The following is a 13,448-nucleotide window of genomic DNA, read 5'->3' on the forward strand; positions in this document are numbered from 1 at the left end:
GATATAAACGATTAAACCCTGCAATACATTGTATTTGAGCCAATTTTAAGGGCTTGATTCGAATCAACGAATGGCAGATCCCTCAAAACCAAGATTCTATGCCATAGATTTGGAAAACATCGTTCTAAATCAATAGTTTTCAATGCTATATCCTAATTTTGCAGTTGATGCCGCAGCTGAATGTAAACGATACTCTTACTATCCTTCGAAAAATGAGCCTTCGAAGAATTTGGAATATCGCGAAAGTATGGTCGAGTTTCTACATCAGTAAATGGTCAAAAAAACCCATCCAATGGGGCCTACCGGTTTCAGTGGCCATTGAACCAACAACTTCCTGCAATTTGAGATGCCCGGAATGCCCAAGTGGTTTGCGGTCTTTTACGAGACCTACCGGAATGCTTCAAGAAGATTTTTTCCGCACAACTGTTGACCAGTTGTCGAAAGACATCTTCTACATGATCTTCTATTTTCAAGGGGAACCGTATCTGAATCCGGCCTTCTTGCAAATGGTGCGCTATGCAGCTGATAAAAACTTGTATACAGCTACCAGTACAAACGGCCATTATTTAACGGAGGCCAATGCCCGCCAAACGGTGGAAAGCGGGCTGGATCGATTGATCATTTCAATAGACGGAACTACTCAAGACGTATATCAACAATACAGGGTGGGAGGTCAGCTCGAAAAGGTAATTGAAGGAGCTAAGAGAATCGTAAAATGGAAGAAGGAGTTGAAGAGCAACACTCCCTTCATTATTTTCCAATTTTTGGTAGTGAAGCCAAACGAACACCAAATTGAAGACGTAAAGAGGCTCGGTGTTGAAGTAGGTGTAGACCAAGTTCGATTCAAGACTGCACAAGTTTACGACTATGAAACAGATCCCAATAACTTGATTCCAAATAATAAAAAATACAGCCGGTACAAAATTGGAAAAGATGGCAAGATGATTGTCAAGAGTAATCTGGAAAATCAATGTTGGCGACTGTGGCATGCTCCTGTAATTACTTGGGATGGTTTAGTGGTCCCTTGTTGCTTCGACAAAGACGCAGATCATAAAATGGGAGACTTGAAAAAGCAGAGCTTTAAAGAATTGTGGCAACAGAAAGAGTATAAAGAATTTAGAAATAACGTATTACACGGAAGAAAAAACATTGATATATGTGCCAACTGTAGCGAAGGAACCAAAGTGTGGGAAGATGCGTAAGCCTATAATCAAAACTTAAACCCTTTCATATGAGTATTGAAAAAGACATTAATTCAAACAAGTTTCGAAATGGTTATCACAAAGCATTGATAAATATTGTATTCACTAGCAACTGGGTGATGGAGCGGAATAAAGGTTTTTTTGAACGCGCCGACATCACCCCTCAACAGTTTAATATTCTCCGAATACTTAGAGGTGCAAATGCTCCGTTAAGTACCTTACAGATTCGTCAAAGAATGCTGGATAAAATGAGCGACACCAGCAGAATTGTGGACCGACTCATCAAAAAAGAGCTGGTACAAAAAGTAGTTTGCGCACATGATAAACGACTGGTAGATGTAACCATCACTCAAAAAGGGTTGGAGCTTTTGTCGCATCTCGATCAATATAATGATGAAATAGAATCGGCTTTGAAAGGTTTGAATGAAGCTGAAATAGATCAACTTAATCAACTGCTCGATAAAATTCGGGAAACAACATAATAGAAGAAATCCAATGATTCAAATGAAGAAACTGCTTACACTCATAATTGCGTTACTGCCTATTCTGGTTTGCTTTGCACAAGTAAAAAAGGAATTTCGTGCTGTTTGGATCGCCACGGTTGATCATATTGACTGGCCCACTCGCGGTAATTACAATAGCGATAGTCAAAAAGAAGAGTTTATCAAGATACTCGATATGCATCAGCGGAATGGCATTAACGCCATTATCATGCAAATTCGACCCGCTACAGATGCCTTCTACCCCTCTCCTTATGAACCGTGGAGTCAATGGCTAACGGGCAAACAAGGAAAGCCGCCCGTTCCGTATTATGATCCACTGCAATTTATGATTGAAGAAGCACATAAGCGTGGAATGGAGTTTCATGCGTGGTGTAATCCTTACAGAGCTGTTTTTGATTTAAATAAATCTTCCATTGCAGATAATCACATCACTAAAATTCATCCGGAATGGTTCTTAAACTACGGCGATAAAAAATATTTTGACCCCGGAAACAAAGATGCTCAAGAGTTCGTGGTGAAAGTAATTGAAGATGTAGTAAACCGGTACGATGTAGATGCGATTCATTTTGATGATTATTTCTATCCCTATCGCATCGCTGGTAAAGAATTTCCCGATGAAAAATCCTTTTCTCAATACGGAAATGGATTGTCAAAAGACGACTGGAGAAGATCCAATGTAGACTCTATCATTGTAAAGTTGAATACCGCCATAAAAAAGATCAACAAAAATGTTCGATTTGGTATTTCTCCTTTTGGTGTTTGGAGAAATAAAGACAAAGATCCGGAAGGAAGTGCTACACAAGCCGGACAAACTAATTACGACGATTTGTATGCCGATATTTTGTTGTGGCTTAAGAAAGATTGGATAGATTATGTTGCTCCACAATTGTATTGGGAGTTCAATCATCCTCGTGCCGCCTATGAGGTATTGCTCGATTGGTGGAGCAAGCACAGTTATGGTAAACATTGTTATATTGGATTGGCCCCCTATCGAGCGAATTCAAATGCTGCTTGGAAAGACAAATCGATGCTGCCAAGGCAAATTCAAGCGCTTCGCAACACTGAGAATATTCAAGGAATGATTTTCTTCAGTAGCAAATCATTTGACAACAATCCAAACGGTTGGAGTGATAGTTTGAGACTCACTTATTTTGCAGAACCTGCGGTTGTTCCGTCTATGACATGGTTCGACTCAAATAAGCCTCAGAAGCCTTTAGTTAAAATTAGCACCACCTCATCTTATGCTGATGTGGTAGTGCTTTCTGCAACATCATCTCAGCCTGTTCGAAAGTTTGTACTTTACAAAATTCAGCAGGGAGAAGCCGGAGGTACCGAGCGTGCTACAGCAGTAAAAATCATTCCCGCATTGAATGGAGAAGGAAAATTCTCGATCCCCTATTTTAAGCAAGGTGCGGAAAAATATCGGGTTACGGCCATCGATCAAAGTAACAATGAAAGCGATCCGCAGGAGATCCAGTAAACTTTTTATATTTTTGCATTATTAATAATGAGATAAATCGAATTTATGCCAGGATTTGAAACATGGGGCGCCGAAGAACGCAAAGAACTGCAAGATGTATTGGATAACGGTATATTGATGCGATATGGGTTCGACGGTCCGAGAAAAGGTATTTGGAAAGCCGTAGACTTGGAAAAAGAGATCTGCAAGACTTTTGGAACCAAGTATGCTCAATTGGTAAGCAGTGGCACCGCTGCCCTTACAACTGCTCTCAGCGCTTTAGGTGTTGGCTACGGTGACGAAGTAATTACTCCCTCTTTCACTTTCGTGGCAAGTTTTGAAGCTGTTATCAGTGTAGGTGCTACTCCTGTTTTAGTTGATGTAGACGATACCTTAACGCTTAACCCTGAAGCAGTACGAAAAGCGATTACACCCAAAACGAAATGCATTATGCCCGTACATATGTGCGGTAGCATGGCAGATCTTGATGCTTTAAAAGAAATCTGTAAAGAATTCAATTTGGTTTTGTTGGAGGACGCGTGTCAAAGTATTGGCGGAACCTATAAAGGCCAGCAATTGGGATCCATTGGAGATGCGGGAACCTTTTCCTTCGACTTTGTGAAGACTATGACCTGCGGAGAAGGTGGTGTTGTAATGACTAATAGAGAGGATGTTTATATCAAGAGTGATGGATACAGTGACCACGGTCATGATCATAAAGGAGTAGACAGAGGAGCAGACCTTCATCCTTTTGTTGGATACAATTTCCGAATTTCAGAATTACACGCTGCCGTTGGTTTAGCGCAAATACGAAAACTGCCTCAATTTTTGGCAACACAAAAAAAACATCATACACAGTTAAAGAATATCTTATCACAAGTACCTGAAGTAAGTTTCAGAAGAATACCCGATCCTCAAGGAGACAGTCATACTTTTTTGAGTTGGTTTTTGCCCACCGAAGAACAGACAAGAGCTGTGGTAGCAAAATTGAAAGAACAAGGTATTTTAGCCGGAAACTTTTATTGGTATGATAATAACTGGCATTATATCCGCAAATGGGATCATCTGAAACAAGGAATTACCCTCAACGCCTTGAGTCCGGAGCACAAGGCTGCAGTAATAGCACAAGCGAATAAGGAATTCAAAGCGAGTGATGCCATAATGGGGCGTTGTATATCAACAGCGATTAGTTTAACTTGGACAGAGCAGCTTATTGAAGAAAAAGGATCAAAATTAGTTGCGGTAATCAGAGAAGTGCTCGGATCTTAATTGATACAAATACATATTTAAAACACCCAAGTCAATTCGGCTTGGGTGTTTTGTTTTACCAACGAAAACGAATAAGTGGATATTTCTAGGTTTATGAGTGTTTACTTTTAGTTGCTTAACAAAGAGTTCTCTTTATATCATAGACTTTGCTTGGGATCGTTTTGTCACCTACCGGCACTGGCCGGAGGATTCAATCCCCTATGTATGAGTAACCCGCTGTTTAAGCATATAAACATCTATTTATCCGTAAACGAGGAGACGATTGACCAGTACTTCAATCAGCACGATCCTGCTCCATTTTACAGAAGGCAATTGAGCTACGAATTCGAGAACTACATTTTGAACTACATCATTGCCGCGAAGCGATACACTACTATTCAATACAAGTTTACTTGCAATAGTGAAAACGACAAACAATACATTGAGCCGTTGATTCACGCCATTCGACGCCATTTTTCCATTCGTAAAACATTGAAAGAGGCCGAGTTCAAACGATTTAAAAAGCGCTCGGTAATTCTATTGGTGTTTGCATTGGCGGTTGGAATTCTCTGTCATTGGATTTTGCCCAGCGTACTTCCCGAGGGAGCTCCTCATGGATTTATGAGCGCAGTAACAAACAGTTTGGATGTTTTCAGCTGGGTAACATTATGGCGTCCGTTTGATAAGCTCGTGTTTCAATGGAATCCCTACTTAAAGGATATCTTAATACTTGATAAACTTACCAATGCTGAAATATTGGTTATAGACAATGTGAAGAAGATGGCCGTGGAGTCAGCAGCATAATTATGATTCGACTTTGTTCGATACTTGTAATCCTAACCCTTGCTTCTACATCCTTGTTTGCACAATTGGGTATAGAGCAATACCACTATTTAGGCCAGAGCTCAGGCGCCGCAGTGGTCCCTGTTATTCATCTTCAATCGAAAAAAGGTTGGTATGGAGAAGCGAGGTATAATTACGATGAAGACAATACATTCACTTTTCTAGCCGGTAAGAAATTTGTTTTTGGATCTGATTTTGAAATAGGACTCACTCCTCTTGCCGGAATTTCATTTGGCAGTTTCAAAGGCTACACGTTCGGATTGAATTCTAGTTTTGAAAACGAGCGGTTCTTTATTAGCAATCAAACACAATCCACAAAATCAAAATCGCTTGAATATTCATCATTTTTCTTCAATTGGTCTGAAGCGGGCATCAATATCAACAAATGGTTTTACGCCGGATTAACGATGCAGAATACTCGATTGTATTCAGGCGAATATTTGAACGAGCCCGGGATCATGTTTGGAATTAATATCAAATCTGTCACCATTCCTTTTTATGCATTTAATCGTTATCAAACCAACCGATTTTATGTACTAGGGATAATTTGGGAGAAAAAATAGTGTAGTAGAAGCTACTAGTAAAGTTGCGATTCGTAAAGTAAAGCACTTAGTTAACGCTAAAGCATACACTAGTTATGTTTGAATAGATGTACCTATCTGAAATGATGGCATTATTATTTCGTTTCATGTATATCCAATATTAATCTTTCGTTACTATGAAAAAACTTGCATCCATCCTTTTATTTGCAATTTCAGTTCAACAATCTATGGCTCAGATTGGAATTGGAACAACCAGTCCACACTCTTATTTAGATGTGAGAGGGACGATCGCCTATAACTACCGATCTTTTACTACTTCCACCTCTATTGCTACAACAGATAATACACTGGCATTCACAGGAACGAGTGCGGCAACCTTAACCTTGCCCGATGCAACTGCTTGTGCAGGTCGTTTCTATTGGATTAAAAACGAAAGTTCAAATGGCTCTGATTTAACCATTGCCACTACTTCTTCCCAAACCATCGATGGATTAACGACATGGGTGATAGACGAACAACATGAGGCCCTTCGATTGTTTAGTACCGGATCAGTTTGGTATGTTGTTTCAGAAACCTTGCCTGGCAATACAGCCGGTACTTCGTGGATCCAAGGTGGTAATAACGTTACATCGGAAAAGAAGTTGGGTACAACCAGCAACTACGACCTTCCTATAATTACCAACAATACAGAACGAGTTCGTATCAGTAAAACGGGGAATGTTGCCATTGGAACAAGTAGCTTCAATGCAACCTATCCTGAGAAATTATTAGTTGATGCAGGAACCACTACTTCTTTTAACGTAATTAGTGGTAAGGGATCTATCAACAGTTATTTACAGTTGAATATTCAAAACACAAGTTCTGGAACAGCAGCTAGTTCGGACGTTGTAGCTACGGCTAACAACGGTAGTGAAAGTGACAAGTTTGTAAATCTAGGAATTAATGGAGGTGGGAACACTTCTACAGGTGTATTAGGCGGAGCAAACTTGGCTTACTTATATGCAACCGGAAATAACTTTGCTATCGGTAATGCAACCTCTTCAAAAGATTTACTATTCTTTACCAACGGAACGGCAAGTTCCGATGAAAAGATGAGAATCAAGGATGATGGAGATGTGGGAATAGGAATAACTTCACCCAACTACCTCCTCCATATTCATAAAGCTTCAGCATCGAGTAACTGGATGCAAATTACTAATAGTTCCAGCGGTTCAGGAGCGTGGGATGGATTCTTTTACGGTGTAAACACTTCAGGTGCGCCAGAGATTTGGGGTGAAGGTGATTTAGCCATTTATACCGGCTCAGGCACTACCAACAGAAGAACCATGTTTTTAACTGACGACGGTAATGTAGCAATCGGCTCTTCTTCTACCAATTTTCATGGTACTTATCCTGAAAGACTGCTAGTTGACGCAGGCACCACTACCTCTTATAATGTAATAAGCGGGAAGGGTAGTATCAACAACTATTTGCAATTGAATATCCAAAATACTAGTAGTGGTTCAGCAGCAAGTTCTGATGTTGTTGCCACGGCTAATAATGGAAGTGAGACTGATAAGTTTATAGATATGGGTATTAACGGAAGTGGGTATTCCTCATCGGGTATTCTTGGTGGAACAAATACAGCCTATTTATATGCTACCGGTCAAGATCTCGTAATTGGAAATGCAACAAACGGTAAAGATCTGGTTTTCTTTACGGGTGGTACAGCAACAACCGATGAAAGAGTACGAATAACAAGTACTACCATACAGCCCGGTACTGATAATAGTATCTCTAATGGAACCTCTGCCAAACGCTGGAGTGTGGTTTATGCGGCCAATGGAACCATCCAAACATCTGATTTCAGGCTTAAAAAGAACATCCAGCCACTTCAATACGGATTGAGCGAGGTACTAAAAATGCGCCCGGTTCGTTATGATTGGAAAGATAACAGCGGTACAAATAAGGTTGGCTTAATTGCTCAAGAAGTGCAGGCAATTGTTCCTGAGGTTGTTGTTGGAGATTCAACAAAGGAAAACTTAGGGATGAATTATGCGGAACTAGTGCCTGTATTGATCAATGCAATTAAAGAATTGAAGGCTGAATTGAATGAAACAAAGAAAGAGTTGGAGCAAGTGAAAAAGCAGATTCGTCAATAGTCCAGCTCCATATCCTTAACCCAAATCCAGTCTATGAAAACGATACGCATCATAACTGCTCTAGTATTGTTGTGTGTACATTATGTGCAGGCTCAGGTCGATTTGACCAATACCGGTACAATGTATATTACAAACTCTGCTGTAGCACTGTATGTTAATGGTGGTTTTACGAATGCCAGTGGTGCATCCTTTACAAATAATGGTGATTTTTATGTCACTCAAAATATATCCAACGCTCAAGTGGGTATGAGTGCCGGAACGGGAACCCTTCGTTTAATTGGCACTACAGCACAACAAATTAATGGAACGCAAACCTTCAAAACCTATAACCTAGTTACAAATAACGCAGCCGGGTTTACTTTGAACAATAATTTGAGTATTTCGGGGACTCATACATTTACAGATGGGCTGATTGCCTCGTCTGTTACTCCCAATTATTTGGTATATGAGGCAGGTTCGTCTTACTCAGGTGTATCGGATGCAGCCCACGTTTCAGGTTGGGTTAAGAAAATTGGTACTACTGCATTTACTTTTCCCGTAGGCGATAATACCTACTATCGAAACATCGCCATTAGTTCATTAGCTTCTAGTTCTGAATTCAACGCGAGATACAATAAACCTACACCCAATGCAACCAATGTTGCAGCTCCTTTGGTAATCGTTAATCCGAATGAATATTGGGATTTGAATCAGGTTAGCGGAGGCGCAGCTGTTGTAACATTGAACTGGGACGACCCCAAGGTAAACATTGCAGATTATCTATTGTCGGAAATGCGTGTTGCAAATTACAGTGGCGGCTTATGGACGAGCAGAGGCGGCACCGCTTCCGGAACCATTACTACACAAGGGACGATTTCAAGCACCAGTACCTCAAGTTTTGGACAATTTGCCATTGCTAGTATCAACTGGGCCACTCCTCTTTATTTTATTGATTTTAACGCGAAAGCTCAAGCTTCTTACAACCTCCTTCAGTGGAAAATGGGTGGGGTAAGCTCAGATGCCAGCTTTGAAATAGAACGAAGTTTAGACGGGCGCAATTTTACTAAAATTGGAACGTTAAAAGGATTACCCCTGTTGTCAGGATACTTTCACTATCAAGATTCCCGTGCTTTTACCGGAAACACTTGGTATCGAATCAAATGTGTGAATACAGACGGTCACGAATTGTATTCAACCATTGAACTGATTCAGGGTGGCAACAAATCAGACGATTTCTATTTGGTAAATAATCCGGCTCATCAATTTGTTTACATTGCTGCTACCGGAAAATACGAAGGAACGTATGATTACCAGTTGCTTTCTGTAAATGGACAATTGATTCAAAAGGGAAAGATCACCACCCAAGCCGGAGGAATTTGTTCGATCAGTTTATCATCTTCTGTAGTACCAGGCTCGTATGTTCTGGACATTAGAAATGCTCAACACAAATTAACTCAGCAAATATTGGTTCGATGATCGGTCCTTAAATCCAAAGTTGTATTTCAACAATACAAACTATGAAAAACCGCATCATCTTTCTAGCCCTAATGTTAGGCTCCGGCGCCGCGTCGGCTCAAGTTGGTATTGGAACAACTACTCCGAATTCAACCCTCGATGTTCGCGGTTCAGTATCATTACGTGTAAGAACGGTTACAGCAGATACGCAGCTTGATCAAAACGATCATGCCGTTGTATTCACCGGAGCCACAGCAACCACCATTACGTTACCAGATGCCACTACTTGTAGTGGTCGATCATATAGAATAAAAAATGCAAGCACCGCCGGAGTAACCCCTTCGCTTACCATTGCCACCGGAAATGGTGAAAACATCGACGGTGTGGCATCGATTGTTTTGAGTCAGTTACAGGAATCAGCTTTGTTGTTTAGTGACGGAACTAATTGGATAGTTGGGTCTCAATCTATTCCGCAAACAGGCGGAAGCACCTGGAATTTTGACGGAAATAATATTTCGAGCACCAAATTACTTGGAACGATCTCATATCAGCCGCTCCCTTTTATTACCAACAACATTGAGCGGATGCGAATTGCTGAGGATGGCTTTATCGGCCTCGGAAATACTTCTCCAAAAACAGAGTTTCACATTTTGTCGGGAACCGAGGGGTCCGGAATCTCAACTTCTTATATTAATGGCGTGACCATTACAGGTGTTGGAGGATATGGATTTGGTGGACCAGGTTTTTATTTGGAGAATACCGACAACCCGGTTGCACAAAAGCTTTTTAAAATCAATTATACCGCCAATGGTGGTTCAGATGCGTATGTAAATTATCAAGCAGTTTCTGATGATGGGTCTGCAAATGTTAATGCAAACATACTGTCGGTTATGCATAGTGGAAGAGTTGGCGTAGGAACCGCTACATTTAATGCCACCCATCCTGAAAAGTTTTTAGTAGATGCGGGAAACACTGCTTCAAAAAATGTGATGGGTGCAAAAGGGAGCATTAATGATGCTCTTATTTTTCAACTGCAGAATACAAATGGAGGCCTTTCAGCTACCAGCACTTTTTCAATAGCAGCAAACAACGCCTCCGGAAACACAAATTTTTTGAAGGCCGGCATCAATTCTTCTACAAACAATACTTCGGGTATAAAAGGGGGCGCCAATACCGCTTACCTCAGCGCTTCAGGAACCGACTTTGTAATTGGAAACGAAACAAATGGTAGGGCTTTAGTATTTTTTACCGATGGATCAAATACAACAAATGAGCGTGCGCGAATTACTAGCGAAGGTATAGTACCGGGAGCGGATAATACCTACACACTTGGAAAAACCGGTTTGCGATGGACGGAAGTATGGTCTGTTAATGGAACCATTCAAACTTCTGATATTCGTTTCAAGAAAAACATAAATGCCTTAACATACGGATTGAAAGAAGTGATGTTGATGCGACCTGTATCTTACGATTGGATTGAGCAACCGCAACAGCACAAAATTGGACTGATTGCTCAAGAGGTAAAGAAACTGGTTCCCGAAGTGGTTAGTGGAGACGACACTAAAGGTCAACTTGGAATGAATTATGCAGAACTGGTTCCTGTGTTAATCAACGCCATCCAAGAATTAAAGGCACAAGTAGATGAATTGAAAAAGCAACTTGAGCTAAAGGAAAACAAAAAAGGCCAACAATAAAAAATCCCGCTATTTGCGGGATTTAATTTTTTATTCAGCTTCTGCTACTACTTCTTTTACTTCCGGTATCATTCGCTTCATCATTCCTTCGATTCCTGTTTTAAGTGTGATCATTGAGGAAGGACAACCGGAACAACTTCCTTGCAACATCAGATTTACGACTCCTTCACTATAGCTTTTAAATTGAATGGCTCCACCATCCATCTCTACAGCTGGTTTAACGTAATTCTCTAATAGTTCTTTGATGCGCTTTACCACATCATCGTCGTCGGCGGTAACTTCATTAGAACTCTCTTGTTTGCGCGTAGCCAACTCCTCTTCGTTGATTACTGGCTTACCTTCTTCTAAATATTCTTTCAAAAACTGACGGATGGTAGGAATAACATCACTCCATTCCGTTTCATAATTTTTAGTAAGGGTCACGAAATTGCTGGCAATAAAAACAGCCTTAATAAAGGGGAAGCCAAACAATTCAGTGGCTAAAGGCGAGGGCTTCGCTGCGTCTACATCCGGAAAATCAATGCTCTTACCGGGATACAAAAGTTTGTTGGCAACAAACTTCATTGTTTCCGGGTTTGGAGTCATTTCTGTATAAATGCTAATCACGGGATTACCTGTTTTAATCATAGCGCTCTCAATTTGGATAACAAAAATAACAAATTCAAGGCCTATTCTGTTTCTGAAATAGGGAAAACTCGCTAATGATCGCAATCGTCGGCATGAGCATGATTGTGAACCCTGCAAGATCGGTAGTTCGAAACATGACCATAAACGATCAAAACAACCGCCGGAATCAACAGAATCAATTGATATTCATGCCATATTTGTTTGGCAACAAGAAAAGCCATACCGGCCGAGAAGATCAAAAATGGGGTCAAACTATGGTGGTGCTTTTTGTAGCCATGCCAAAATGAATAGGCGCCAATTACAAATGCCAACCCAATCATGAAATATTCAAACTTCGTATTGTGAATAATTTCAACACCTAAAATTGGTAAACTATTGATTAACAGGGGCAAAAGTGCACAATGTATAGCACAGGCAAGAGAGGCAGAAATACCCAAAGCATCCCAATTAATCTTAAAATTCATACCGCAAAGGTAGGTTCTTATTTTAAATTGATGCAACTTTGTTGCAAATATTTTGTTGTAACGACTTAACAAAGGTTCCACTAAAAAAGAAACTACCTTTACAAAAACGGAGCAAAATGAATAGGAAGTGGCTTTATTACGGCGTTTTTTTCGCGGTTTTGATCGGAGGATTTTATTTCACGATGACCAAATTGATACCCGGGTATGAAGAAGTGAAACTACCGGTGCTCAGTTACGTTCGCCCCTTTAGTTTTATTAATCAGGATGGGGAAAAAGTGACAGAAACCGATTTAAAAGGAAGAGTCTATGTAACGGAATTTTTCTTTACCACTTGCCCGAATATTTGTCCAATGCTGAACACCAACATGAAGGTGATTTACGAGAAGTTTAAATCGGAGCCCGACTTCATTGTAGTATCTCATACCTGTGATCCTGATCGCGATAGTTTTCCCGTGCTAAAACATTATTCCGATTCTTTGCAGGTAGACAACAAAAAATGGTGGTTTTTGACCGGCAGAAAAGACAGTTTGTATTTAACAGCTAGAAATAGTTATTTATTAGACGACCCAAAGAACGGCCTGCAGAAAATAGAAGATCAGTTTATGCATACGCAATTCTTCGCCTTGGTGGATAGAAATGGAAGAGTAAGAAAAATTTACGATGGTCTAAAGAAAAAGGAATTAAAAGAACTGGAGGAAGATATTCCTCGAATTTTGAAGGAAAAGGCAATGGATGGAAATTTCTCGAATAACTTATTTAGTAAATAGCAGACCATGCAAGCTCAGATCGATTATTTATTAAAGCAAAATCAGCTAAGTGTTACGGAAAGCCGTAAACGAATTCTAGAATTGTTTTTAGAAGCAAATGGAGCGCTCTCACACGCCGACATCGAAAAAAAGACAGACGAAAAGTATGATCGGGTAACGGTTTATAGAACCCTTCAAACTTTCTTAGAGAAAGGAATGGTTCATACAATTCCAACGGCTGATAACTCTATTCGCTACGCTCTATGTAAAGATGACTGTAAAGAAGGACACCACCACGATAATCACGTTCATTTCATTTGTGACAACTGCGGCGATACTTCTTGTTTGTCGGAAGTATCAATTCCAATAGTTAAACTCCCCAACGGATTTAAAGCAAAAGAATTTCACATGGTAGTAAACGGCGTTTGCAAGAACTGCCGCTAAAAAGAAAGCCCCGATGTGGAAACACCGGGACTTTTGGTTAAGGCTCTGATTAGTAGCTTTTTTATGATGGAGCGATACAATCGCTATCAGTTCATTTGATA

At 40.3% G+C, this 13,448-nt stretch carries 13 protein-coding genes; 11 read left to right on the top strand and 2 right to left on the bottom strand.

Features of this window, described 5'->3' with window-relative positions; translation table 11 throughout:
* Positions 1 to 167: 167 nt before the first annotated feature.
* The 9 genes from ACQ2HE_RS02495 (at position 168) to ACQ2HE_RS02535 (ending at position 11,066) form a co-directional block, all read left to right on the top strand.
* Positions 168 to 1,202, top strand: a complete 1,035-nt coding sequence (locus tag ACQ2HE_RS02495; protein ID WP_430902418.1) for a radical SAM/SPASM domain-containing protein — start codon at positions 168 to 170, stop codon at positions 1,200 to 1,202.
* A 29-nt stretch (positions 1,203 to 1,231) separates the two neighbouring features.
* Positions 1,232 to 1,684, top strand: a complete 453-nt coding sequence (locus tag ACQ2HE_RS02500) for a MarR family winged helix-turn-helix transcriptional regulator (protein WP_430894892.1) — start codon at positions 1,232 to 1,234, stop codon at positions 1,682 to 1,684.
* Between the two features lie 22 nt (positions 1,685 to 1,706).
* A complete protein-coding gene (locus ACQ2HE_RS02505; RefSeq protein WP_430894890.1) occupies positions 1,707 to 3,185 on the top strand; it encodes a glycoside hydrolase family 10-like protein in 1,479 nt (492 codons plus the stop codon).
* Between the two features lie 45 nt (positions 3,186 to 3,230).
* On the top strand, positions 3,231 to 4,433 hold the full coding sequence (locus ACQ2HE_RS02510) for a DegT/DnrJ/EryC1/StrS family aminotransferase (protein ID WP_430894889.1): 1,203 nt from the start codon (positions 3,231 to 3,233) through the stop codon (positions 4,431 to 4,433).
* Between the two features lie 204 nt (positions 4,434 to 4,637).
* On the top strand, positions 4,638 to 5,216 hold the full coding sequence (locus tag ACQ2HE_RS02515) for a hypothetical protein (protein ID WP_430894887.1): 579 nt from the start codon (positions 4,638 to 4,640) through the stop codon (positions 5,214 to 5,216).
* Between the two features lie 2 nt (positions 5,217 to 5,218).
* Positions 5,219 to 5,818, top strand: coding sequence for a hypothetical protein (locus ACQ2HE_RS02520; RefSeq protein ID WP_430894885.1), 600 nt, complete (start codon positions 5,219 to 5,221; stop codon positions 5,816 to 5,818).
* 155 nt (positions 5,819 to 5,973) lie between these two features.
* Positions 5,974 to 7,938, top strand: coding sequence for a tail fiber domain-containing protein (locus tag ACQ2HE_RS02525; protein WP_430894883.1), 1,965 nt, complete (start codon positions 5,974 to 5,976; stop codon positions 7,936 to 7,938).
* Positions 7,939 to 7,971: 33 nt separating this feature from the next.
* The gene (locus ACQ2HE_RS02530; RefSeq protein ID WP_430894881.1) at positions 7,972 to 9,393 is read left to right on the top strand and encodes a hypothetical protein; all 1,422 of its coding nucleotides are present in this window, start codon (positions 7,972 to 7,974) and stop codon (positions 9,391 to 9,393) included.
* Positions 9,394 to 9,434: 41 nt separating this feature from the next.
* The gene (locus ACQ2HE_RS02535) at positions 9,435 to 11,066 is read left to right on the top strand and encodes a tail fiber domain-containing protein (RefSeq protein ID WP_430894879.1); all 1,632 of its coding nucleotides are present in this window, start codon (positions 9,435 to 9,437) and stop codon (positions 11,064 to 11,066) included.
* Between the two features lie 30 nt (positions 11,067 to 11,096).
* On the opposite strand, the gene ACQ2HE_RS02540 is transcribed toward ACQ2HE_RS02535, so the two are convergent.
* Positions 11,097 to 11,693 (bottom strand): NifU family protein, encoded by a 597-nt coding sequence (locus ACQ2HE_RS02540; protein ID WP_430894877.1) that lies wholly within the window; start codon positions 11,691 to 11,693, stop codon positions 11,097 to 11,099.
* Between the two features lie 71 nt (positions 11,694 to 11,764).
* On the bottom strand, positions 11,765 to 12,157 hold the full coding sequence (locus tag ACQ2HE_RS02545; RefSeq protein ID WP_430894875.1) for a MerC domain-containing protein: 393 nt from the start codon (positions 12,155 to 12,157) through the stop codon (positions 11,765 to 11,767).
* A 116-nt stretch (positions 12,158 to 12,273) separates the two neighbouring features.
* Between ACQ2HE_RS02545 and ACQ2HE_RS02550 the strand changes: the two genes are divergently transcribed.
* Together ACQ2HE_RS02550 and ACQ2HE_RS02555 are read left to right on the top strand one after the other, a co-directional pair.
* A complete protein-coding gene (locus ACQ2HE_RS02550) occupies positions 12,274 to 12,924 on the top strand; it encodes an SCO family protein (RefSeq protein WP_430894873.1) in 651 nt (216 codons plus the stop codon).
* 6 nt (positions 12,925 to 12,930) lie between these two features.
* Positions 12,931 to 13,347, top strand: coding sequence for a Fur family transcriptional regulator (locus ACQ2HE_RS02555; RefSeq protein ID WP_430894871.1), 417 nt, complete (start codon positions 12,931 to 12,933; stop codon positions 13,345 to 13,347).
* Positions 13,348 to 13,448: the final 101 nt, after the last annotated feature.

It is taken from the genome of Endoryza foliicola (assembly GCF_050589245.1).
In the GTDB taxonomy this organism is placed as follows: Bacteria; Bacteroidota; Bacteroidia; order Chitinophagales; family Chitinophagaceae; genus Endoryza; species Endoryza foliicola.